Origin of the sequence: Paenarthrobacter sp. NPDC058040, from assembly GCF_042885775.1 — a bacterium.
GTDB lineage: Bacteria > Actinomycetota > Actinomycetes > Actinomycetales > Micrococcaceae > Arthrobacter.
This window is the reverse complement of record NZ_JBHVRN010000009.1, coordinates 160,793-184,479: the sequence shown is the minus strand read 5'-3', so window position 1 is coordinate 184,479 and position 23,687 is coordinate 160,793. Positions and strand designations below refer to the sequence as shown.

At 62.9% G+C, this 23,687-nt stretch carries 18 protein-coding genes; 8 read left to right on the top strand and 10 right to left on the bottom strand.

From position 1 onward, the window contains the following. Nucleotides 1–11 precede the first annotated feature (11 nt). The 4 genes from ACFVSJ_RS14600 to ACFVSJ_RS14585 form a co-directional block, all read right to left on the bottom strand. Nucleotides 12–1,994: a penicillin-binding transpeptidase domain-containing protein gene (locus ACFVSJ_RS14600; RefSeq protein ID WP_387437558.1), complete on the bottom strand. Its 1,983-nt coding sequence runs from the start codon at nt 1,992–1,994 to the stop codon at nt 12–14. A 114-nt stretch (nt 1,995–2,108) separates the two neighbouring features. Then, complete coding sequence (locus tag ACFVSJ_RS14595; protein ID WP_387437557.1) at nt 2,109–5,870, bottom strand: NPCBM/NEW2 domain-containing protein; 3,762 nt, start codon at nt 5,868–5,870, stop codon at nt 2,109–2,111. 263 nt (nt 5,871–6,133) lie between these two features. Continuing rightward, nucleotides 6,134–6,790 carry a response regulator gene (locus ACFVSJ_RS14590; protein ID WP_387437555.1) on the bottom strand — a complete coding sequence of 219 codons (657 nt, stop codon included), beginning with the start codon at nt 6,788–6,790 and terminating at the stop codon, nt 6,134–6,136. Continuing rightward, nucleotides 6,787–8,079, bottom strand: coding sequence for a sensor histidine kinase (locus tag ACFVSJ_RS14585; protein WP_387437553.1), 1,293 nt, complete (start codon nt 8,077–8,079; stop codon nt 6,787–6,789). The genes ACFVSJ_RS14590 and ACFVSJ_RS14585 overlap by 4 nt, the downstream gene beginning before the upstream one ends. Before the next feature lie 195 nt (nt 8,080–8,274). Here ACFVSJ_RS14585 and ACFVSJ_RS14580 point away from each other — a divergent pair, with 195 nt between their 5' ends. Continuing rightward, complete coding sequence (locus tag ACFVSJ_RS14580; protein ID WP_387437552.1) at nt 8,275–9,354, top strand: ABC transporter permease; 1,080 nt, start codon at nt 8,275–8,277, stop codon at nt 9,352–9,354. Between the two features lie 23 nt (nt 9,355–9,377). Then, nucleotides 9,378–10,076, top strand: a complete 699-nt coding sequence (locus ACFVSJ_RS14575) for an ABC transporter ATP-binding protein (RefSeq protein ID WP_387437550.1) — start codon at nt 9,378–9,380, stop codon at nt 10,074–10,076. Between the two features lie 48 nt (nt 10,077–10,124). Here ACFVSJ_RS14575 and ACFVSJ_RS14570 read toward each other — a convergent pair whose 3' ends face one another. Continuing rightward, nucleotides 10,125–10,523 (bottom strand): winged helix-turn-helix transcriptional regulator, encoded by a 399-nt coding sequence (locus ACFVSJ_RS14570; RefSeq protein ID WP_387437548.1) that lies wholly within the window; start codon nt 10,521–10,523, stop codon nt 10,125–10,127. Nucleotides 10,524–10,606: 83 nt separating this feature from the next. Between ACFVSJ_RS14570 and ACFVSJ_RS14565 the strand changes: the two genes are divergently transcribed. Continuing rightward, nucleotides 10,607–11,212 carry an NAD(P)-dependent oxidoreductase gene (locus ACFVSJ_RS14565; RefSeq protein ID WP_387437547.1) on the top strand — a complete coding sequence of 202 codons (606 nt, stop codon included), beginning with the start codon at nt 10,607–10,609 and terminating at the stop codon, nt 11,210–11,212. On the opposite strand, the gene ACFVSJ_RS14560 is transcribed toward ACFVSJ_RS14565, so the two are convergent. The 5 genes from ACFVSJ_RS14560 to ACFVSJ_RS14540 form a co-directional block, all read right to left on the bottom strand. Beyond that, on the bottom strand, nt 11,209–12,651 hold the full coding sequence (locus ACFVSJ_RS14560; protein WP_387437545.1) for a phytoene desaturase family protein: 1,443 nt from the start codon (nt 12,649–12,651) through the stop codon (nt 11,209–11,211). The genes ACFVSJ_RS14565 and ACFVSJ_RS14560 overlap by 4 nt on opposite strands. Beyond that, nucleotides 12,644–14,134 carry a glycosyltransferase family 87 protein gene (locus ACFVSJ_RS14555; protein WP_387437543.1) on the bottom strand — a complete coding sequence of 497 codons (1,491 nt, stop codon included), beginning with the start codon at nt 14,132–14,134 and terminating at the stop codon, nt 12,644–12,646. Before ACFVSJ_RS14555 ends, ACFVSJ_RS14560 begins: the two co-directional genes overlap by 8 nt. A 144-nt stretch (nt 14,135–14,278) precedes the next feature. After that, entirely contained in the window at nt 14,279–14,419 is a 141-nt protein-coding gene (locus tag ACFVSJ_RS14550) for a hypothetical protein (protein ID WP_387437541.1), read from the bottom strand. 585 nt (nt 14,420–15,004) lie between these two features. Next, nucleotides 15,005–15,586: a histidine phosphatase family protein gene (locus ACFVSJ_RS14545; RefSeq protein ID WP_387437540.1), complete on the bottom strand. Its 582-nt coding sequence runs from the start codon at nt 15,584–15,586 to the stop codon at nt 15,005–15,007. Then, a complete protein-coding gene (locus tag ACFVSJ_RS14540; protein ID WP_387437538.1) occupies nt 15,587–17,053 on the bottom strand; it encodes a CCA tRNA nucleotidyltransferase in 1,467 nt (488 codons plus the stop codon). It abuts the gene before it with no gap. 196 nt (nt 17,054–17,249) lie between these two features. On the opposite strand from ACFVSJ_RS14540, the gene ACFVSJ_RS14535 reads away from it, so the two are divergent. The 5 genes from ACFVSJ_RS14535 (at nt 17,250) to trxA (ending at nt 23,111) form a co-directional block, all read left to right on the top strand. Further along, complete coding sequence (locus tag ACFVSJ_RS14535) at nt 17,250–17,753, top strand: NUDIX hydrolase (protein WP_090822121.1); 504 nt, start codon at nt 17,250–17,252, stop codon at nt 17,751–17,753. Nucleotides 17,754–17,779: 26 nt separating this feature from the next. Continuing rightward, entirely contained in the window at nt 17,780–19,789 is a 2,010-nt protein-coding gene (gene murJ / locus ACFVSJ_RS14530; protein ID WP_387437537.1) for a murein biosynthesis integral membrane protein MurJ, read from the top strand. Between the two features lie 139 nt (nt 19,790–19,928). Then, nucleotides 19,929–21,560 (top strand): ABC transporter substrate-binding protein, encoded by a 1,632-nt coding sequence (locus ACFVSJ_RS14525; RefSeq protein WP_387437535.1) that lies wholly within the window; start codon nt 19,929–19,931, stop codon nt 21,558–21,560. Between the two features lie 234 nt (nt 21,561–21,794). Beyond that, the gene (gene trxB / locus ACFVSJ_RS14520; protein WP_387437534.1) at nt 21,795–22,751 is read left to right on the top strand and encodes a thioredoxin-disulfide reductase; all 957 of its coding nucleotides are present in this window, start codon (nt 21,795–21,797) and stop codon (nt 22,749–22,751) included. 33 nt (nt 22,752–22,784) lie between these two features. Continuing rightward, a complete protein-coding gene (gene trxA / locus ACFVSJ_RS14515; RefSeq protein ID WP_387437532.1) occupies nt 22,785–23,111 on the top strand; it encodes a thioredoxin in 327 nt (108 codons plus the stop codon). Nucleotides 23,112–23,687 lie beyond the last annotated feature (576 nt).

The window sequence follows — 23,687 nt, the reverse complement described above, 5'->3', positions numbered from 1 at the left end:
TTACTCCCTCATCATCCGGCAGCCGTCAGGAACGTCTTCAACAAAGGACCGCTGGTGGTGGCACCCAGTCCGCCATCCTCGACGAACACGGCAACGGCGAGGTCGCCGTGCACCGCAACGATCCATGCGTGCGTCTTTGGCGGATTGTCGTTTCCGAATTCGGCTGTTCCCGTCTTGGCACCCACGGGCGCTCCGGGAACCTGCGAGAGGAATCCTGCGTGCCCGGAGGTCACTACGGCACGCATCATGTCGGATAGCGCCGTGGCTTCTTCCTTGGTGATCGGTTTGGTTGAGGCAGGTGACGCCGGCACCGTTGCGGAAGCGGACGACGGCGATGCGGTGCCGCCTTCCGCAGCGCCCGTACCGGCGTCCGGGTTCTGCGTTTGGGTTCCAGCGGCGTCGGCGTTGAGCACCAGCTGGGGTGAAACGGGGGCTCCGTTGGCGACCGACGCCGCCATGATCGCTGCCGACAGCGGCGAGAACAGCACCTTGCCTTGACCGATCATGGAGGCCGCATGCTCAGTACCGGCGGCCTCGCCCGGGACGGAACCGAGGAAGGCATCGGCACCCAGATTGGGGGCCTCAACAGCAACACCAAGGGCCGTGGCGGCCGATTCGAGCTGATCCTGGCTGACGGTATCCCGCGCGTTGATGAAGGCCGTATTGCAGGAGTGGGCGAAGGCATCCCGAAGTGCCACGTTGCCCAAGGAGCTCTCGGGGTAGCCTTCGGAGTTCTTGAAGGTCCTGCCATCCACGGTCACTGTGGAGGGACAGTCGACCTTGGAATCCGGAGTGGCGCCGTTCCGGAACATGGCCAGGGAATCAACAATCTTGAAGGTGGAACCGGGCGCGTATTGCCCCAACAGTGCCGTGTTGTAGCCGTTGCTTCCCGGGCCGGACGCCGCAGCAAGCACGGCTCCCGTGGATGGCTTGAGGGCGACGATGGCCGAAGCCGGTTCAACTCCCGCGAGTGTTTCTTCGGCGAGCTGCTGGAGTTTCAGGTCCAGCGTCGTCTTGAGCGTGGTTCCGGCCTGGGCCGGAGTGGAGAAGAGGACCTTGGTTTCGGGAGCCGCGCCTTCGGACGCAGCCTTGGCCGTTGCAACCACCTCAACGCCGTCCTTGCCACGAAGCAGGGAGTCGTATTTCTGCTGCAGTCCGCCGGTACCGGTAGTATCCCCGGCCCGGAGCGCTCCGTTGGACTTCTCGATCTGCTCTGCGCTGGCTTGGCCAACGCTGCCCAGGAGGGCCCGCGCGAAGGTACGTGTGGGGGCAAGGGCCATGGAGTCCAGGATGCTCACACCGCCAGGAATGGCCTTGATCTTCGCTTCGGTGATGTCGGCGGTGTACGCACGCAGGACGATACCCTCCACGAAGGCCTGGGATCCGGAGGCCGCCACCTGCTTGGCGTAATCGTCAACGTTCAAGCCGAGCAGCGCAGCCATGGCGCGGGCCGAGGCGTCGGACTGGTCTTCGGGGACTTTGGTTTTGTCGATTCCTACACGGAAAACCGGGCGGTCCTCAACGATCGGGGCATCGCCGGCACCCAGGATCTGCCCTCGCTGGGCGGACACCGTCTTTGCAGACAAGGTCTGCCCGTCCGTGAGTTGTGGCGCAAGGAGTCCCGGCGACCACTCGACAGCCCACTTATCGCCCGATTTCTTCAGCTTGGCATCCAGGCTGTATTCCCATTTGGCCGAACCGATGTTCCAGCTGTAGTTCAAGGGAACGGTGGCGGCATCGCCGTCCAGTTTCAGCTCGCCGGACTGGACCGACGGCTTTGCATCGAGCCCTCCCACCACGGCTTTGAGTTCGTCATTGGCAGCCGCGGCGTCCTTCCCGTCGAAGGCGAGTTGCCCGACGTCGAGCGCTTCCAGGGCGGAGGCAAGCTGCTTGGCGGCGCTCTCCGCTCCTGAGCGACCGTCATCGCAGCCGCTCAGCGATCCGGCCAGTACCAGCGTCACGAGTCCAAGAACCAGATTCCTAAGTTTCCCCATTTGCGCCATTATGCCGGGTTCCTCTGACAGTTTCCCGCTGCGCCCACACCCCGGACCGAACAGGCCGGCCCGCCCCAGCGAAGGAGCGTGGCCGGCCCGCGTGAACGGATCAAGCTAGGGAGCACAAGTGAACTTGGCATCACCCCAGACGCCGTGCGCGCCGTTGATGGAACCGGACGGATCAACCACCAACTCCACGTAGGCGGCACCAGTAAGGTCCACGTTCACCGCCTCCGGCGCAAATCCCGGTGTGTAGGTGCGCGACTGGTACTTGTTCACACCGTCCACGTTGACTTTGAAGATGATGTTGCCGCCGAAGCCGCTCTCCAAACCCACCTGCGAGGTGAACGAGGTGCACTTGCCGCCCAGGTAGTACGTGATCTTCGAGGCCGCGTGGACGCCCAACCCCTTGCTGAAGCTTGGCTGCTGGCCCGTCGCAGGGTCGGTGTAGTTAATGGACAACGGCTTGTCCGGAGACGACGCCGAGTCCTTGTTTGCCACGTTCTTGCCGATCACGCCGTAACCGTTGAGGGCCTGGACCCACGGGGTCTCGGACGCATACACGGAACCGCGCGGTACCTCGGGCAGCGGCTGTGAAACCACCTTCCAGTCGAAGAACTTCACACGCGTATCGGTAGGCAGGGTGACGGACGCCAGTTCCTTGGTCGGATTCAGCCGGACGGTGTTGGAGAACGCCTGGTACTTGTATTGCGTGTACTCCGGCGACGGCCCGTTGGCGTTGTTCCGGCCCTGCTCGGACACCGCCAGCACGGCACCATTCAGTGCCGAGGGCTGCAGCCAGTTGGGGAAGAAGATGGATTGCTTTTCCATGCTTCCATCGGCATATGTCAGTGTGAGCACCGGGCTTGTGCCATTGCCAACTGCGGCCGATCCGAGCACCGCCAAGTGCGTTCCCTTACCCTTGACCGCGATCGTCTGGGCGGACAACGCCACCGAGTTGGGGACGTCCGGTCCAACAGCAGGCCACGTGTAGTCAACCTGGGTGGGCTTTCCTGCATCAACCGTCACCTGGCTGCCCGGCCGGACGCCACCCGCCGGAACCGCAGCGGCAGCCAGCTGTTCGGCAGCGAAGGTGGCCCCGCCGCCGTCGAAGTTTCCGAGTGCCTTGCCCGCCACGGTGGTGACAGAGACGGTGTTGTAGGCCGCGGCCAGCGATCCGTAGGCGACGTAGATGGAATTGCCGCCGGTCACCGACTGCGTGCTTGAGTCCGCAGCAGCGTACGACGCCGAGACCCGGACGGTCTGTTGCCCCGCCTTCGCGCTGCTGCTGGGGGAGATGACGAACGTGGCCGTAGCGCTCTCGCCGGCTTCGACCTTGGCGGCCGTGGCAACGTTCGAACTGAGGACTGTCCATCCTTCGGGAAGGACGGGGGTGAGTTGGAGGTTCGTCTTGGCCTTGGAGCCAGTGTTCACGAAAGCCGCCGTAACAGTGGTCTCCTGGTTCTGGAACACTTGCTGTCCCGTGGTCACCCGCACCTCGGCCGCCGCCGCGTCCTGGCTGTTTCCGCCCAGCGGACCGGCCTGTTGCAACTGCACCGTGGCTGATTTGTTGGATGCGATTGAACCAGTCTTGACCCAGACGATTCCGTTATTGGAATCGTCAAAGAACCATCCGGCGTCTGCCGCGTCGTATGCGGACTTGGTGGTCAGTTGCGTGAGCTTGGCTCCGCCGATCTTGATGTCCTTCGGGGCAGCCCCGGCGTGGACCTTGAGCTGGTACGGACGGGCTGCGGACTTACCGGAGTAGTCGCCCTTCCTCTCGCCTACAGTCACTTTGACGCTGCTGTTGCCCTTGCCCGGCGCATCCACTTCAAAAAGCTGCGTCGAGGATTTTCCATCCTTGTACTGGCGGGTGACCTTGTCATCCTCGTAGAGCGTGAAGCTGTTGGTCCCTTGTGCGTAGACGTCCAAGGTGATCTGCGAATCCTCGGGCACCAGGGAAGCGTTGCGGGCCACGATACCTTGGGGTATCACTGCGCCGGCCCGCACGAACACCGGAAGTTTGTCCAGTGGTGAGTTGTAGCCGTTGAGGATCTGGCCGCCCTGATAGAGCTTGCCTGTCCAGTAATCCACCCACTGCTGGCCTGCCGGGAGAAATATGCCGTCCCGGACATTTGTTTGCGTGAAGACCGGTGCCACGAGGAAGTCGGAACCGAGCATGAACTGGTTGTTGGCCTCAGCACCGTAGGACCACTGCTGGTCCGGGAACTCAAGAGCCATGGAACGCATCATGGAAACGCCGGTCTTCGATGAGTCCTGGGCCAAGGTGTAGATGAAGGGCATTAATTGCTGGCGAAGCTGCAGGTACTGGCGGTTGATCGCCGTCGCTTCGTCGCCGTAGAGCCATGGCCGCTTGTCCGTCGCCGCCCAGCCTGACATCGAGTACAAGGCAGGGGCGAAGGCCTTCCACTGAAGATCGCGGACGTAGGACTCAGGCGAGCCTCCGAAGATGCCGTCAACGTCGCCCGTAGAGAACGCCAAACCCGAGTTCCCGGCTCCGGTGAGGGCCGAGACCTGCCAGCGGACGGCGTCGAGGTTTCCTGAATGGTCACCGGTCCACTGCATGCCGCACCGCTGGGAGCCGGCCCAACCTTCCACCATCAGCGCCGTGCCTCGGGCGTCCGAAAACTGTTCGATGCCGTTGTGCGCAGCTTCACACTCGGTGAGTGCCTGGCGATAACCCTGCCCCACCCAAGCGACATCCAGCTTCCGGAGCCGGACGCCGGCCTCGCCCACTTCGTATTCCTGGTTGGTGAGGGAGCGCTGTGTCCACAAGCCGACTTTGAGGTTGGTTTCGTCCTCGATGTTGTCTACGGTTTCCGGGAGCTGCTGGTACTCGCAGCCGTAGCCATCGTTGACCAGCATCCAACCGGCGGGCATGTCGTTCTCCACAAACTTCCGTGCAGTTCTGATGGCGTCGGGAGTCTTTTGCTTGGCACCGTCGGGATCGCCGTAGCCGGACGAGGAATAGCCGGGGTTGGAACGGTTGTAGCAGTCCGCGTCGCCGTATTCCAAGGCATAGACGGGCGGCATCATCGGCTTGCCCGTGAGCGTCGTGTAGGCCCCGAGGGACTGCTTGTAGTCGCCCACGAAGTAGTAAGCGTCGAAGCGCTTTTCCTCGTGCGTGGTGGTTGCTTGGCCGGCGAAGTCGTAGGAGCCGCGGGCAAACGTGTCGCGCAGGACGCCATAGCCCTTGTTGGACATGTAGTACGGAACAGCGTTGGGGTAACCGTCATCGTCCCAATCGAAGTTCCTGGCGATGTTGATCAGCGCGCCGGTGTGGACTGAGCGGCCATTCTGCATGCCGCCGCCGATGAACTGCTCACCTTCTTGTGGGGCCAGGTGTTGCGTGGCCGTAGTCGCGCCGAACGTGAGCGGCGCGGATTCTTGCAGCACCAGGGAGCCGTCCGCCCGGAGCACGCGGAGCTGCGTGGTGGCCTTGTTGATCTCGACGTTGATCTTGGCGGTCTTAAGTGCCAACCAGTCGCCGTCAGTGACGGTGGGAGTGGTCCCCGGGAATTTGTCCTTGCCCACCACGATGTTTGCCGTCCGGGCAGGGTCGCCTTGGTCCGTGTTGGCCGGGTCGGTGAACTTTCCGCTGGGGTCGGCTTCGAGGCGGAAGTTGCCGTCGTCCAGGAACGTTACGCGGATGGCGCCCTTCTCCGAGGAAAGATCAACGACGTTCCCGGACTGGGCGTATCCCGTCACCGCCCCGAGGGGTACACCAGATGTATCAACCGGGACCTCGGGCGCCACGGTCTTGATGGCTGCGGGGTCGCCGGGAGCGGCATTGGCAGCTGCGGCGAAGGTCAGAGCCGGGATGGTTCCCGCGAGAAGGAGTGATGCCAGACCCACCGAAGCGGCTTTCGTGGCGAGGGTTCTTCGACTGCTTCGGGGGACAGGGCGGGGCAGCCCTCTTGAGGGTGCGGACATGGGAGCCAACTTTCGACGAGTGATAGTTTGTGATCTAACTCATAACGAAACGTGCACTAATCGTCACTGGTTAACGGCCGGAGGTCAACCGTTTCACCAAAATTGACACCCAAGTAGGTCGCATTAGTGCGCGTTTTGACGGCCCAAAACGCGCACTAATGCGACCCAGTTGGGCAGGCGGGGGATCAACGCCCGCGGATGATCCTCCGCTGCGTGGCAACGGCGATCGCAGCCGTTCGGTTGTCCACGCCAAGCTTCGAATAGATGTGCACCAAGTGCGTCTTGACGGTTGCCTCGGAAATGAACAACTGCTTGGCCATGGCACGGTTGCTCATCCCCGTTGCCAGGAGTTCAAGCAACTGGACTTCCCTCGAACTCAACGCCGGAGACGGATTCCTGATCCGCCCCATCAACCGCGCAGCCACTTCCGGCGCCAAAGCCGTCTGCCCGGCTGCGGCAGACACTACCGCCTGGCGGATCTGCTCCGGCGGCGCATCCTTGAGCATGTATCCGCTCGCTCCCGCCTCCACAGCGGCGAGGATGTCGGCGTCGGTGTCGTAGGTGGTGAGGATCAGCACGGGCGGCGGGGGAGTGCCCGCCTCTCCTGCCTTGATCTTCCCCGTCGCAGTGACTCCGTCCATGCCAGTGCCCATCTGGAGGTCCATCAGCACCAGGTCCACAGGCTCTCCCACGGCAGCCAACCGTCGAAGTTCCGCCAGCGCAGCAGCACCATCCGAGGCCTCCGCCACCACGTCCACGCCGGCGAAATCGGCCAGCATCGCGCGGAGTCCGGCACGGACTACGGGATGATCATCCACCAGGAGTACGCGGATGTCGTTCATGCGTTTCCTTCCACGGGAAGTGGCAGGCGGATGGCAACAACTGTGCCTTCGCCCGGCGCCGACTCAATCTCCAGGCTGCCGTTCAACGCAACCAACCGCTCGCGCAGCCCCGAAAGCCCGACGCCGGTTCCGTCGCCGCGCGCCGCACCCGCCGCCGTCGACGGATCAAAACCGATACCGTCGTCGAAAACGTCCATGGTCACCTCGGTGCCTGGAAAGGACAGGGTGACGACGGCGGCACGCGCGTGGGCGTGCGCCCACACGTTCGCGAGGGAAGCCTGGGCAGCCCGAAGCAAGGTGGTCTCGTAGGAACCGGGAAGTTCCACCGGCGTGCCCACCAACTCGAACCGGCACCGCAAATCTGTACCCCGCGCAGCCGCCTCCGTCTCCGTCTTCCCGCAGAGCCGGGCAAGGGTGTCGACGAGCCCGGACTGCGCCAAGTCGGGGGAACGCAGGCCGCGGACAAAGCTGCGCGCTTCAGCCAGATTGGCCGAAGCCGTCTCCTGGACCGTCCTCAGACGTTCCTTCGCCGTCTCGGTGTCCCCATCCACCAGGGCCTTTTCCGCCGACCTTCCCATCAGGATGATGCTGGAGAAACCCTGGGCCAGTGTGTCGTGGATTTCGCGGGCCAAACGTTCACGTTCGGAGACCATGCCGGCCTCGTGCTGGGTCCGGGCAAGTTCGGCACGGGTGCTTCGAAGTTCCTCAGCAACGAGCCGCTGGTTTTCGGCCTCCTTGAACAAGGCCCGGTACGCCATTCCGGTAACCACAGCGAAGCCAGCCCCAAACACTGGCCCCAAAACCATCGCAAGCTGCAGTCCGCCGTCGGCCGTTCCCCGGCCGTGGAACCACAGAGCGCCCACCAGCAGTGCGGTACTCGCAAGAATCGCCGGCAGCGCGATGCGGCGCGGCAGGACGTGCAACTGGAGGAAGAAGAGTGGGAACGCCACCCAAGCAAAGTCGCTGCTGACCAGCAGAAGCAGGAGCCAAAGGAGCATCACGGCGCCGAGCCACCAAGGCGCGAAGGGCGTGGGATCAAACGCCGAAGCTCCGCTCGCGTGCCGTTTCTCCATGATTGTCCCGGCAAGGTACACGAGGGCCAGCGCAGCGGAAAGGCCGAGCCCAGCTGCCAGGGCGACTGCGGTGGGCGCAACGCTCGCACCCGTCAGGAGCCGGATCACGGCAACGGCCAGCAGCACGGCAAAGCCAACGTGGAGGCACACCCGCAGAACGCGCAACACGGCACCGGTAGGGGTTTCCGGCGCTTCCGCATTCTGATGGGCATTCACGCTTCCCAGCGTATCCGCGGCCGTCCTTCGACGAGGCTGAAATGCGCGGAATCAAGCGCGAATCAACCATTCGGTTGATGGGCCACTCAACCGCACGTCGCTGGGCAATCCATCCCGTTCCCGATGTGCCGGCGAAGCAACGACGGAAAAGTGGATAGCGCCGGGACAAAGCCCGCACCCAACCGAAGGAATCCGATGTTTCTTGCCATCCGCGACATTCGTTTCGCGAAGGGCCGCTTCGCACTCATGGGCAGTGTGGTTGCCCTCATCACTTTGCTGCTGGTCATGCTTTCCGGGCTGACGGCCGGACTTGGCGACCAGTCGACGTCGGCCATCAAGGGCCTGCCTTTCCAGCAGATCGTCTTCGGCGCGCCGGCCGGCAGTGAGCCAAAAGCCTCGTTCACGGAGTCGGAAGTGTCCCCGCGGCAGGTGGACGCGTGGCGGGACCAACCCGGTGTTTCCTCGGTGCAGGAGCTCGGCATCAGCCAGACGAGGTTCCAGTCCTTGGCCGGTGACGGAGCAGCGAGCGGCACGGCGAACGTTGCCGTTTTCGGTGGTTCGACGGCTCCTGCGGCTGTGGAGGAAGGGTCAGCGGTGGTCGGCAAGACCTTGGCCGCAGAACTGAGCCTCCAGCCCGGCAGCCGCGTCCGCATTGGCGGCACCGAGCTGACCGTCTCCGGTGTGGTGGAGGACCAGTGGTACTCGCACACCGGCGTCGTCTGGACCACCTTGTCCGATTGGCGAACCATCGCGCATGCCGCAGCGGATACCGCCACGGTCTTGGGAGTGACGTACGACGCCGGTGCCTCCGTGGGTGTCGAAGCCGCCAATGCGGCGGCCGGGACGGTCAGCACCGACGTGACCGGGTCTCTGCAGGCCCTCGGGTCCTACAAGAGCGAGAACGGCTCGCTGATGCTGATGCAGGCCTTCCTCTATGGCATCTCCGCACTGGTCATCGTCGCGTTCCTGACCGTGTGGACCGTTCAGCGCACCCGCGACATCGCCGTGCTCCGGGCCCTGGGTGGCTCCACGGGATATGTACTTCGCGATGCATTGGCCCAGGCCGCGTTGGTCCTTCTCTCCGGAGTGGCCGTGGGCGGCGCCTTGGGACTTGCCGGGGGATTGGCAGCCTCGAAGGCAGCTCCCTTCCTCGTCACTCCAGTGACCACCTTGCTTCCCGTGGTCGGCGTGATGGTGCTTGGACTGGCGGGCGCCGTACTTGCCGTCCGGCGCGTCACAAAGGTCGATCCCCTACTTGCCCTCGGCGGCAACTAATCCATTCCCTGAAAGGAATACACGTGTCTGCCCTTAGTCTTCTCAACGTCTCCCTCGAATACCCTGACGGTTCCTCAACCCTCAAAGCCCTCGACTCCGTGGATCTCCGGGTGAACCGCGGCGAATTCCTGTCCCTGGTGGGTCCTTCGGGGTCGGGGAAATCCTCGCTCCTCGCAGTGGCCGCAACACTCATCAAACCCACATCAGGCGTCGTCGTCGTTGATGGGCAGGATGTCACCGCGCTGAAGGAGGCCGAGCGCACCACGCTGCGCCGCGACGAGGTGGGCATCATCTTCCAGCAACCCAACCTCCTGCCGTCGCTGACCGCCGTCGAGCAGTTGCTGGTCCGCGAGCACCTGCGCGGGAGGGCTGCGCGAGACGGCCGCCGGAAGGCCGAAGAACTGCTGGAGGTGGTCGGGCTCGGCGAGGCCGGCAACAAACGGCCCCACCAGCTCTCCGGTGGCCAGCGCCAGAGGGTCAACATTGCGCGGGCGCTCATGGGGGAGCCAACGGTCCTGCTGGTGGACGAGCCCACGGCTGCCCTGGACCACGAGCGGAGCGAATCGATCGTGCGGCTTCTGCGCCGTGTCACGGACCAGTTCTCCACGGCCACCGTCATGGTCACCCACGACACCGAGTTCCTCCCCTTGACGGACTCGGTGGCCACCATGCGCGACGGACGGCTCAGCGGCGCCTTGACCCCCGCCGCACAACCCAACTAAGTCGCATTAGTGCGCGTTTTGAGCCCTCTAAACGCGCACTATTGCGACCTACTTGGGAGAGTCCAGCACGGCCGAATCCTGCGCGTCGTCATAGGCATCGCGGGCTTCGAGGATGCTGGGCACGTGGCTCTCGGCCCATTCCCGCAGCATTGCCAAGGGTTGCAGGAGGGACTCGCCCATCGAAGTGAGCTCGTAGTCCACCCGCGGGGGAACCTGGGCATGGATGGTGCGGGTGATCAGTCCATCACGTTCCAGGGCACGCAGCGTCTGGGTCAGGACCTTGGGAGTGACCACGCTGACCATCTTGCGCAGCTCGGAGAAGCGAACCGGACCGTCGCCCAGGACCTGGATCACCAGTGAAGCCCACTTGTCGCCGATTCGCTGGAAGATCACGCGCGAGGGACAGTTGGGATCCAGCACATTGGCGGGGAGCTGTTGAGTATCCATGAGGTAACTAGGTTCCTTTGAAGCTATCAGTATCAAATAGATACCGTTGTGTCATTGCAAGGATACCAACCTCAAGGAGAGCTATGAAAATCGCAGTCTACGGCGCAACGGGCATGGTCGGCAGCCAGATCGTCAAGGAATCCCTGACCCGCGGCCACGATGTCACGGCCATCTCGCGCAAAGGCACTGAGGTAGCCGGCGCCACGGCCCAGGCAGCCGATCAGGCCGACGGTCAGGCATTCGCCTCCATCGCAAAAGAGCACGACGTCGTTGTGCTGGCTACGGGCCCCAGCCGCACCGGCGGTGACCATGCAGAATGGCTCAACGCCATGGCCACCGCCTACAGCAATGCCGAAGGAACCCGCCTCCTGATCGTTGGCGGCGCAGGCACCTTGGAAATTGACGGCGTTCGCCTTCTCGACTCCCCGGACTTCCCGGAGGCGTACCGGGCCGAAGCCACCACTGCAGCGAAGGCCCTCGAAACCGTAAGGCAGGCACCCGAGTCCCTGGATTGGACCGTCTTCGCTCCCGCACCCCTCATCCAGCCGGGTGAGCGCACCGGTGAATACAAGGTGGCCAAGGACACCCCCGCCGGCAATTCCATCTCTTCCCAGGACTACGCCGTAGCCATGCTGGATGAAATCGAGAGCCCGGCCCACCGCCGCTCCCGTTTCACTGCCGCCAATTAGGCCAGGCCAAGCCCGGGTACACGCTTCTGGAATATGTCTTTCAAGGCATACTTTGCGGCGTTGTATCCGGGCATTCCTGTCACACCGGGTCCTGGCGACGTGGAAGACGAACACAGGTACACACCGGGAATGGGTGTTCGCCACGGAACCGTTGATACCACGGGTCGTCGCAACAGTCCCCGCAGATCCATCATTCCGGCGCTGAAGTCCCCGCCCACGTAGTTCCGGTTGTAGGCGGCCAGTCCCGCCGCCGTCGTGGTTTTGGAAGCCACCACAACATCCCGGAAGCCGGGTGCGTAACGCTCAATGCGTGACGTGACGGCTTCGCCCATGTCCACGTCGGAACCGGCAGGGACGTGGCAGTACGTCCATAAGATGTGCCGCCCCGCCGGCGCGCGCGTGGAGTCCACCAGGGAAGGCTGTGAGGCAAGGACATACGGTTCGCCGGGATGCTTCCCCATGGCAACGAGGTTTTCGGCCTCAGCCATGGCATTTCGTGAACCGCCTATATGTACCGTTCCGGCGTTCTTCAACGCTCTGTCACGCCAGGGAACCGGCTCCGAAAGGATGAAATCCACCTTGCACGCCGCATTCCCGAAACGGAATGCTTCCAGGGCCCTTCGATAACTGTCCGGTACCTCGGATCCGCCAAGTCGGAGCAAGGCGGGGGCCGCCACGTCCAGCAGGATCGCCTTGGCCGGACGGACTTGGTCCAGCGATTCAACGGGTTGCCCGGTGTGGATTGTTCCCCCATGGGCCAGGAGATCGTCGGCCATGGCCTTCGCGATGGACGCTGACCCACCCATGGGGATCACCCAGCCACCTGCATGCGCCAATACAGCGAGCATCAGTCCGGCACCGGTGGCGGTCAAGGACGGGAGCGCAGACACAGCGTGGGCCATGACGCCTGTCAGCAAGGCTGGTGCTGCAGCCTCGTGGAAGCGTCGGTTCCAGAGAGGTGTTCCTTGTTCCAGCGTCGCCAGCCCGAAGCGAAGGGCCGCCAGCGGGTCCCGCGGTACACGGGGCAACTGATAGGACGTGAAGTCCACTACTCCCTGGACACGTTCAAGCAGCGGCTCCAAAAGACGCCTATAGGCCGTCCCGTCACGGCCCAACTCCAGGGCAGTACGCTCCAAGGACTGGTATGCCACGGCCGCACCCCCAGCATCCAACGGAACGCCGTGCTGCACCTCCGGGGTTCGCAGTTCCACGCGGTTTGCCAACTCGAACGCACGGAAGAACGGAGACGCCACAGCCATCGGATGAACCGCCGAGCAGACGTCATGCACATGTCCGGGTTCCATCAACTCCGACGTTCGTGTTCCGCCGCCGATGGTTGCTCCGGCTTCGTAAAGATGCACCTCAAGGCCGGCGCGGGCCATGACCACCGCGGCTGCCAAGCCATTCGGTCCGGACCCGACGACGGCGACGTCAGCCATCGCTGCCGGCCTCCACGCGCTTGGGTGCTTTGGGTCGCCAGGGGAGGACGGATGTGGACGGACGGGAGAGGTCGATCCTCATCCAGTCCTTCGCGCCTTCAAAGGGCCCACCATGCGGATCATCCTCACCGAGTGCCCGCAGGGGATCCTGCGACGGATCCAGGATGTCCATCACGACGCGCGCCATCAGGTAAGCCGTGGCAACCATGTGCAGGGCAACTGCCAGGACGTAGGCGGACATATCAATGTTGTGCTGGGGTGCACCGCCGCTGGTGGCCTGCCCCAGATACATCCAGATGGCGGCCCAATGCAGCCCCTCCGCTGCCTGCCAAATGAGGAAGTCCCGCCAGCGCGGTCGGGCCAGGGCAAGCAACGGGATGAGCCAGATGACGAACTGGGGGGAGTACACCTTGTTGGTCAGGATGAACGCGGCAACAATCAGGAACACGAGCTGGGCAATGCGCGGACGCCTGGGAGCGGTCAGCGCGAGGACGCCGATGAGGGCGCACGCGATGACGAACAGGTAGAGGGCCAGTGAGTTGATGGTTGTTGCATTGAGCTGTGTCCAGTGGAGCCTGTCGGCCGCCAGGTTGAAGGCAAACCACGGAGAGCTGTATCCGGCAGGCCGTTCCTGGGTGAATTCGAAGAAGTAGCGCCACCCGGCCGGGTTTATGGCGGCGATGGGCAAGTTGACCGCCAACCAGGACGCCGCCGTGGCTCCAGTCGTGATGAGGAAAGCCCGTAGGCGACCCGTACGCAGTGCCAACACCAGCACGGCTCCCAGGATCAGGAGCGGGTAGAGCTTGGTTGCGGTGCCCAGGCCGATGCAGATCCCCGCCCACACCAGTTTGTTCCGGGAAAAGAAGTACATGCCCAGGGCCAAAAGTACTACCGCCCACATGTCCCAGTTGATGAAGCCGGCGAGGATGATCCCCGGCGCCAGCGCCACCATCGCAGCATCCCAGGGGCGGCGCTTGTTGATGCGGGCCGTGAGGAGGACGGTAACTATCCACACCGCGACAATGAGGGTGGCGTTCACATCGAAGTAGCCGAGGATCCGCTCGCTGCTGGCGCCTTTTCCTGGAACCAGCAAGGCCGTAAGGCCAGCGATGATGCCCATGAGGACCGGATACTCGAAGAGGCTTCCCTGTGTGAAGAACGGGAAGGCGCCGTTTCCAAGCCCACGGTTCTTGAAGAGTTCGGGGAAGTCCGAGTAGCACGTCGAGTAGAACTGGGAGGGGGTTTCCCAGCCGTTGACCCTGCAGTAATCCTTGGCCAGCACGGCCAACAATGCGGCCAGCACCGTCAGGATGATGAGGACGCGTTCCACGGTGAAGGGTGCGGGGGAGACCTTGCCGGGAGAGGAATGACGGCCCAGGGGACCGCCTATCAATTCGGTGAAGTTGCGGAGCAGGGAGTCGCTGCGGCTGGGGACCACAAAGCGGGCACTTTTTTGCTGCCGGTGCGGCTTCGTCTCCTGCATGAGTCGAGCTTACAGTCCGGCAGGCGATCGCCGGTCCCGGAATGGCTCCCCCTTAAAAGGGGGAAGCCCACGCATAGCCGCGTGGGCTTCCAGGGGTTCAGCGTGACCATGCGGCACCGGAGACTCCTTCTGACAGGGGCGGCATCAGCGGATCAGCCCCATCTGGTGCAGGACGACGTAGACATCTTCACGGCGCTGGTCGAGCAGCTGACCGTTGAACAGGGTGCGGTCCTTGGGAGCATCGGTGCTCTTGAAGAAGCGCAGGTCCTTGAGGTTCTTGGACATAGTTCACCTCCTTTCTTGGGGGTATGGCCGGAATTTGGGCACACTAAATAGACCCAGGGAATTCGAGGGTCAAAGAAACACAAATAGCCGGAATTAGTGGTTAAGAGAGCAGACCAAAGCAGCGGACGACGAATTGTCCGCACTGAAAATGCGGGCAATTAACCCAACAAGAAGCTGGTTCCGAACTATGGGGAAACTGCGTACCCGCGACGTACTGCGGTCCGCTCGCGCAGCTGAGCACTCATGAGGCCCGGCTCTAACGCCGGACCTGGAACATCCCCGGCGTCAAGGCCGGGCCGATGCAACCGGAGTGGTCAGTGGCTCCAAAAACGGCGCGCGTCAGCAGCAGAGGTCGGGGCAGCAGTGAAAGTCGTCTTCCGTCCGCTAGTCAAAGTAATCATTTTCCCAACCTCCTTCTCTGGCCGTAAACAGCCCGCCTTGGCAATCAACCCGGATGACTAACCGGGGAATGCACACCTTGTCCCCGGCAAGACGCTCTGGGAACAAGATTTAAGGTACAGCACAATTAGCGCATTTGGCCAGCCAAAATCGGCAATTCGCCAAATAAATTTGAAAAACTCTGCTTCAGAGTCCCCAACGGATAATCGCCGGAGTCCGTTTGTCCCAGCCGAGGGTGCACACCTTGGCTGTGCCAAGCAGGAAATGGCGGCCTTGGGTGGCATCCATTTCAAGCCAACGGGCGGTAAGGATCCGGGAAAAGTGCCCGTGTGCCACCACCAGGACGTTATCCATGCCGGACTCAAGGACGCGGCCGATGATCTTGTCTGCCCGCGCCGCTACTTCGTCCAAGGTCTCACCGTTGGGCACACCGTCGGTCCAGATGAGGTAGTCCGGGTTGTCCTTGCGGATCAGGTCCGAACTTATGCCCTCGTAGTCGCCGTAGTTCCACTCAACGGCCAGGGGCTCATGCACGGCGTCCGGGAAGCCGGCGAGTTCAGCCGTGCGGCGGGCGCGGCGCAGTGGAGAGGTCAACACCAGGTCGAAGTCGATGCCTTCCAGCACCTTCCGCGCTTCGACGGCTTGCTGTTCACCCTCCACCGTCAAGGGAAGATCGGTGAGTCCTGTGTACTGACCGCTCTTGGACCATTCCGTCTCGCCGTGGCGAAGGATCCAGAGTTGCGGGCGCGGGGAGGTCGCGGCGTTCAATTAAGGCTCCTCTGTTTCGGTTTCAGGATCGACGACGGCGGACTCGGGTTGTTCTTCCCACCACGCCAGAAGTTTGGCTTCGGCTTCCTCGGCAGAGAGCGGTCCGTGTTCCATGCGCTCTTCAAGGAGGAACTTGTAAGCACGTCCCACGACCGGTCCCGGTTTGAGCCCTAGGAGCGTCATGATCTGGGCCCCGTCAAGGTCAGGCCGGACGGCCGCCAGCGATTCCTGTTCCAGCAAGGTGGCAATGCGTTGTTCAAGGTCATCGTAGGCGAACGACAGGCGGTCGGCCTTTCGCTGGTTGCGTGTAGTGACGTCCGAGCGAGTGAGCCGGTGCAGGCGCTCCAGCAGCGGTCCGGCGTCGGTCACGTAGCGGCGCACCGCGGAGTCGGTCCATCCGGCATCGCCATAGCCGTAGAAACGCATGTGCAGTTCAACAAGGCGGGCGACTGCCTTGATGGTGTCGTTGTCGAAGCGGAGCGCCTTCATTCGCTTCGCCGTCAGTTTCGCGCCCACCATGTCGTGGTGCCGGAAGCTGACCGCGCCGCCCGGTTCGAATCGGCGCGTAGCCGGCTTGCCGACGTCGTGCATCAACGCGGCGAACCGCAGCACAAAGTCCGGTCCGGGCACGGGGCCGTCCGCGTCGGTTTCCAGGGCAGCAGCCTGTTCCAGGACCTGCAAGGAGTGCTGGTACACGTCCTTATGGCGGTGGTGCTCATCCGATTCGAGCCGGAGCGCGGAAACTTCCGGCAACACGAAATCGGCCAAGCCTGTGTCCACCAACAGGTCGATGCCCACGCGCGGGTGTGCTCCGTTAATAAGCTTGACCAGTTCGTCGCGGACGCGCTCAGCCGAAATGATCTTGATGCGTTCCGCCATCTGTGACATCGCCAGCCGGACGTCGTCGTGTACGGAGACACCAAGCTGCGATGCGAAGCGGGCCGCGCGCATCATGCGCAGGGGATCGTCCGAGAAGGAAGCCTCGGGCGCACCGGGGGTCGCCAATTCTGAGGCGTGGAGATCCCGGACGCCGCCGAAGGGATCCACCAGCTCCAGGCTCGGCAACTTCAGTGCCATGGCGTTGATGGTGAAATCGCGGCGCAGGAGATCGTCGGTCAGGGAGTTGCCGAACGCCACCACGGGTTTGCGCGAATCGTCGTCGTAGGCCTCGGCGCGGTATGTGGTGATCTCGATCTGGAATCCATCTTTACGCATCCCGATGGTGCCGAAAGCGCGCCCGATTTCCCAGAAGTTGTCAGCCCATTTCCTGATCACCGAAATGGTCTGGTCCGGAGTGGCATCCGTGGTGAAGTCAAGGTCTGGGGAAGTCCTGCCCAGGAAAAGATCGCGCACGGGACCGCCAACCAAGGACAGCTCGAATCCGGCATCGACAAAGCGCTGCCCGAGGTCGAGCACCACCGGATCGATGGTGAAGTTAACAGAAGAGCTGTCCAATACGTGCGCCATAGTCCCTTAAGCTTGGCAGATTTTTGGGCGGCGTTGGGCCACAGAAGGCAGCAAATACGCAGCACCGTGGAACCGCTGTCTTTTGCAGTCCACCTTGCGGCCATGTCCCGGTCATCACTCGAGGGCAAGAGTCGTTAGAGTGGACTTCATGGCCAATCCGATCCCGAGCGCTCCCGGCAGGAGGACAAACGCACCGTTGCCGTCGGCAATCGGCGCGCATGTCGCGCCTGCCCCGCAGCACCCGGTCCAGGCCTCCCTTCCCACTGTTGAGGAAGTGTCGGCAGGCGGCGTCGTAGTGGACACGTCCGACGGCGAACTCCGGGTTGCGATCATTGCCCGCCTTAACAGGGGTGGCCGGCTTGAGTGGTGTTTGCCGAAGGGCCACCCCGAAGGCCGCGAAAACAACGAGGAAGCCGCTGTCCGCGAGATCGCCGAGGAAACCGGCATCGAGGGAAGCATCCTGGCCCCGCTCGGAAGCATTGACTATTGGTTTACGGTCAGCGGCCACCGCGTACACAAGACGGTCCACCACTTCCTCCTGCAGGCCACCGGTGGCGAACTGACCATCGAGAATGATCCCGACCAGGAAGCCGTGGACGCTGCGTGGGTCCCCATCCAGGAACTGGCCCGGAAACTGTCCTTCCCGAACGAACGCCGCATCGCCGATCTGGCACGGGAAGTGCTGCCGGAACACCTCTGAGCCGGGTACGTGGGACGATAAAGGCGATGTCTGAAGCCAAAACTACCCAGTCCGTTCAATCCGGCGAAGCACGTTCCAGCGCCATCATGGCTGCAGGAACGTTGGTTTCCCGGTTCCTTGGCTTCGCTAAAACCTGGATGCTCGGCGCCGCCCTTGGCCTGGGTTCCACGGTCACTGACACCTTTATTAACGCGAACAACCTCCCCAACCTGATCTTCCTCCTGGTTGCCGGTGGTGTGTTCAACGCCGTCCTGGTGCCACAGATCATCAAGGCGAGCAAGGCCGAGGACCGGGGAGCGGACTACCTCAGCAGGCTCCTAACGCTCGCGGTGCTGGTGCTCCTGGCGCTGACGGCGCTTGTAACGTTGGCCGCGCCACTCGTCATCGACCTCACAACACAGGACTATTCAGAACAACAAAAGGCACTTGCCGTCACGTTCGCGTTCTGGTGCCTTCCGCAGATCTTCTTCTACGGCCTTTACGCGCTGCTCACGCAAGTGCTCAATGCACACGGCGCGTTCGGTCCCGCCATGTGGGCGCCCATCCTCAACAACATCGTGGCCATTGCAGGCCTCGGAATGTTCATCTGGATCCTCGGGGCCAACATCACCAATCCGCACACCTTGGACAACTGGGGCCCGACGCAGACGTTCTTCGTGGCCGGGTTCTCCACCATCGGCGTCGTTGCCCAGACAGCCATCCTGCTCATACCGGTCCTGCGACTGAAGCTCGGTCTCCGTCCCCGCTTCGGTTGGCGTGGAGTGGGGCTGGGCCAGGCTGCAAAGCTGAGCGTGTGGACCCTGCTGACCGCAGCCGTCGGGCAATTGGCGTTCCTCTACGTCATGAGGATCGCCACGATTCCGGGCGCCGAGCGCCTTCGGCTGAGCAACGCGGGGGAGACCACCGCGGCCTCCACTCTTCCCGGCAACGCGGTCCTCGAAGTTGCCAGCCAGCTGTACCTGCTGCCGCACTCCATCATCGCGTTGTCGCTGGCGACCGTCCTCTTTAACCGCATGACCCGCGCATCCCAGGACGGCAACAAGGACGAGTTGCGTGACGCCCTCTCGCACGGCCTCCGGACCATGGCCGTCGCCACGGTGTTTGGAGCGTTGGCACTGTTCGCGCTGGCCGGCCCCCTGGGCATGTTCTTCTCCGGCGGCGAGCCGCAGGACGGCGTCATGTTGGCGCAGACCTTGACCATCCAGGCGCTCAGCACACCCTTCATGAGTGCCAACTTCATGATGTCCCGCGTCTTCTACGCCAACGAGGACGCACGCACGCCCCTCTACGTTCAGCTGTTGCTGGCGGTGGTGTACGTGGTGGGTGCGTTCATCATCCAATTCCTGCCGGTCGGCCAAATCATCTACGCCATCGCCGTCCTCTACACCTTGGGCAACATCCTTTCCGTAGTGATCAGCGTGGTGTTCCTGCGTCGTTTGCTGGGGCACCTGGACGGTCCGCGGATCGCCAACTCGTACATCCGCATGGGTTATGCCGGCCTCGGTGCCGCGATTGCCGGCGCCCTGGCCTTGTGGTTGTTGGGAAGTTACCGGGCCGACGGCTTCGCCTGGAGCAGCCGCCCGGCTGCCCTGGTGACCGTCGTCGTCGTCGGGCCTGTCATGTTGCTTGCCTACCTGCTGTTGCTGCGGGTCTTCCGGGTCACCGAGCTTCGCGACCTCATGCGTCCGCTGCTGGGCCGCCTGGGACGCGGCGTTCCCGTTCCGGCCGGCACCACCTCGGAACCCACGACGGCGGCACGCGCCACAGTTTCCGACGATACCGGCCTGATTCCGCGCATCTCGGGCGAATTCGATGCTGCGTCCTTCAGGGCCGGACCGGCACTCGAGCCGGAACCCGCCGTCGAGCGTCACCCCGATGTGGTGGGGGCTGCCGAATACATTCCGGACGAAGACGTGCCCAGTACGGCCATGGGCGGGAAGTTCCGTCCACAGGTGCCTTTGCCCGGACGCAGGACCTACCAGGGCGAGGCCGGACGCAATCCCTACTTCCCTGTGGAGGACAACAGGAAGAGGTAAAGCGGCGGCGCCAACATGGGCGGAGGGCGGCTATCGGCTAGGCTAGAAACGAATATAGGTAGTTGCAAAAGCGGTTTTCCCGGCTCAGCGGGTGCCCGCCTGCAGGACCCGCAGCTCCCGGACAGCCTAGGAGGAACACGTGTCCCACCCGATCGACGTCGGATCAGTACTTGGCGGCCGCTACAAAGTCACGGCCACTGTATTGACCTCGCATGACCAAGATCTGGTGCTCGACGGCGTGGACCAGGTCCTCAACCGTCCGGTGAGCATCCTCGTTGCCGGTCCCGGCAACGCCGAACAGGTTGCGCAGAGTGCCCGTGAAGTTGCCACGGGAGAGCGTCCCGGGCACGTCCAGATCCTGGACCTCGGCGTCAGCGACAACACCACGTACCTGATCACCAACCACAGCACCGCTCCGGACCTGCTGGACCTGGTGGTCGCCACCAACCCGCCGTATGTGGAACCGTTCTTCACAGAGGCGCTGGGAACTGAAATCTTTGGCCAGTCCCGCACGTATGAGCCCGAAACCTATGACGGATTGTACGAGGATGACGAGCACGACGCCGAGTACATCCAGTACGACAACGACGGTTACCCCATCCCAAGCGATGCTGCTTCCGAAGCCCCCGCTGCGCCCGCGAGCAACCTTCCACCCAGGCCGGAAGCCAGCCCAACGGCGAGCAAAGGCTTTGGCGCCAAGATCGCTGCCGCGGCCGCAGGGGCCGGTGCGGCTGGTGCCGCTGCCGCTGCCGCGCTGAAAAACGCCGGTTCCAAGACGAACGACGCCGGTGCTGCCGCCGGCGCTTCGCAGGCCGCCGCCCCGAGCGCACCCACGCAGCCTCCGACGCAGGCTGTTTCTGCTGCGCCGGCTGCGCCGGCTTCCCCGCCGCAGCCGCCCACCCAGGCCGTCACGTCGCAGCCCATCCCGGCTGCACAGCCTGCGCCGGCCCCTGAACCTGCCGCAGAACCGAAGGTTTCCCTGTGGTCACAGGAGGACTACGGCTTCGCCGGTGGGGGAGCCGACTCCGGCTCCGGCTACGACAGGGCGGCCACCAGCTTCCCTGCGTCGGCTGCCGCAGCTGACAACTATGACGACGAGGACGTCTACGAGGACGAAGCTCCCCAGCGGGAACCCCGTTCACTGCGGTGGCTCGTTGGTGGTTTGCTTGCTGCCGTACTGATCGTCGGCCTGGTCCTTGCCGTCACCAACCTTGGCAGCTTGTTGCCCAGTTCCAAGCCGGCAGCGACGCAGAACACCAGTGCTCCACAGGCCTCCGGTACACAGACCACCGAACCCACGCCGTCCGAGACCGCTGCACCGGCCGCACCTCCGGCCATCCAGGAGATAACGCGCCTCGGCTCGTTCGACTTCGCGGCCACCTTCGACAAGGACCTGGTCAAGGCCTTCGACGGAAACGCTGCAAGCTACTGGTCTGACATGGAATTCGCCACGGCCGACTGGGGTGGCCTCTCCGGCGAGATGCCCTTGGTGGTAAAGCTCAAGGAACCTGCCGAAGTGAAGTCGGTTGTCCTCAACCAGCTCGGTGGCTCCGGTGGCAGCATCAGCGTTTACACCAACGACCGCCCGGCGATGGACGGCGCCAAGCTGGTGGGCACCAACAGCTTCACTTCGCCCGAACTGACCATGCCGCTGGCCGCTCCGACGCAGACCCAGTACGTCATCGTGGTCATCAAGTCCCTGCCAAAGCTGGCAGCGCCCAAGACCCGCTTCGGCTTTGGTCTTCGCTTGGCCGAGGTCACCATCCAGTAGTCCACCACGTAGTAGGAGGGGCCGTTTTGACTCGTCAAAGCGGCCCCTCCTGCTATCTGCATCTGCGTCACCGCTTCGTTTCGGCGCACCCACAACCGGTACCCTGAATGATGGTGGCTTTTAGGGTCGATCAGTGTCCCCAAAAACCAACGGAATATTTGGAGCGTTGCAGGGGTTGAGTCAGGTGGCTGCCCCGAAAGCCGCAGCATCGATTAAGGAAGAGGTTCACGCCACGTGAGCATTGCAGAAAACAGCGCATCGCAGGTGCGTGACGTCATCATCGTAGGCTCAGGCCCGGCCGGCTACACTGCCGCCGTTTACACCGCTCGCGCCAACATGAAGCCTCTGCTCATTGCCGGATCCGTCACCGCTGGTGGCGAGCTGATGAACACCACCGACGTCGAGAACTACCCGGGTTTCCCCGAGGGCATCATGGGTCCTGATCTCATGGAAAACTTTGAGAAGCAGGCCGCACGCTTCGGCACCGAGATCCTCTTCGAGGACGTCACGGAACTCAACCTCGACGGCGACATCAAGTCGGTCACCATCGGCACGGGGGAGACTTTCCAAGCAAAGGCGATCATCCTGTCCACCGGTTCCGCATACCGCGAGCTCGGGCTGGAGAACGAAAAGCGCCTTTCCGGGCACGGCGTCAGCTGGTGTGCAACCTGCGATGGTTTCTTCTTCAAGGACCAGGACATCGCCGTGATCGGTGGTGGCGACTCGGCCATGGAAGAAGCACTCTTCCTCACCAAGTTCGCCAAGTCCGTCACCGTCGTGCACCGCCGCGACACGCTGAAGGCTTCCAAGATCATGGGTGACCGCGCCCAGGCCCACGAGAAGATCAAGTTCGTGTGGAACACCGCGGTTAAGGACGTTTTGGGTGGAGACAAGGTCACGGGCCTCAAGCTCAAGAACCTCGTGGATGGCACGGAGTCTGAGATTGACGTAACGGGCGTGTTCGTGGCCATTGGCAACGATCCGCGTACCGACTTGGTCAAGGGCAAAGTGGACCTGACACCCGAAGGAACCATCGCTGTCGAAGGCCGTAGCTCGCGTACCAACATCAAGGGCGTATTCGCTGCCGGCGACGTCATCGACCCCACGTACCGCCAGGCCATTACGGCTTCGGGTTCCGGTTGCGTGGCCGCCCTCGACGTAGAGCACTACTTGGCAGACCTGCACTCCTAAGCTGCATCCAGCAAACCTACGAAGGGAATAGTTATGAGCAACGCCAAAGACGTAACTGACGCAAGCTTCAGCACGGATGTCCTGGCTTCCGAGAAGCCGGTCATTGTGGACTTCTGGGCAGAGTGGTGCGGTCCTTGCCGCAAGCTCGGCCCGATCCTCGACGAAATCTCGGTCGAGTACAGCGAAAAGGTGGACGTCGTAAAACTGAACGTCGACGACAACCCCGCCATCGCAGCCCAGTACGGCATCACCTCCATCCCGGCCGTGTACCTGTTCAGCGGGGGAGAAGTGAAGAGCACGGTTATCGGTGCCAAGCCGAAGCAGTTCTTCGAGAAGGAATTCTCGGACGTCTTGTCCTAGTTCTTGATTCATCGTCGGAAGCCGGCGGTTCCAGCTCCCTCCAGGGGTTTGGAGCCGTCGGCTTCCTTCATTTTTCCAGTCTTGAACCTCCTGCTGGTTGCTTGAGCGTGATCCTTTGGGAAGGAAGCGTTGGCTCCTCTAAATTCCGAGAAATCACCCTCGCCTTACATGGGGTAGGGGAAACTGAGCGCCCATGGGTCGGTGGCTGGTGTTCGGCAAAGCCACAGGTGCCTGGCCAGGGTTGACTGGACTTGTGGCGTCCTTGGTCCTGCGACGAGGTTCCTCGGGACACCCAGGCCCCAGACCGTGGTTGGTCAGTTCGCTTCTGGATTCAATCGGGACACCATAAGCGGTCAGACCTACGCTCTGATGTACACCCCCTCGAGTCGGCTTGCTCCTTCTAGCCTGTCGGAGGTTGAACACCAGCACTTGGGTCCTTGTGTTTCACGTGAAACCGCCTAGCCGACTAAAAGGAGTTGCGACCTCAGTGAATCGAGGGGAGTGACTTTAGGTATCTATAGCAACTTCCCGCAGCCGACTGCTATTTCGCCAGTCTCGCGGGTCAGCGACTACTCA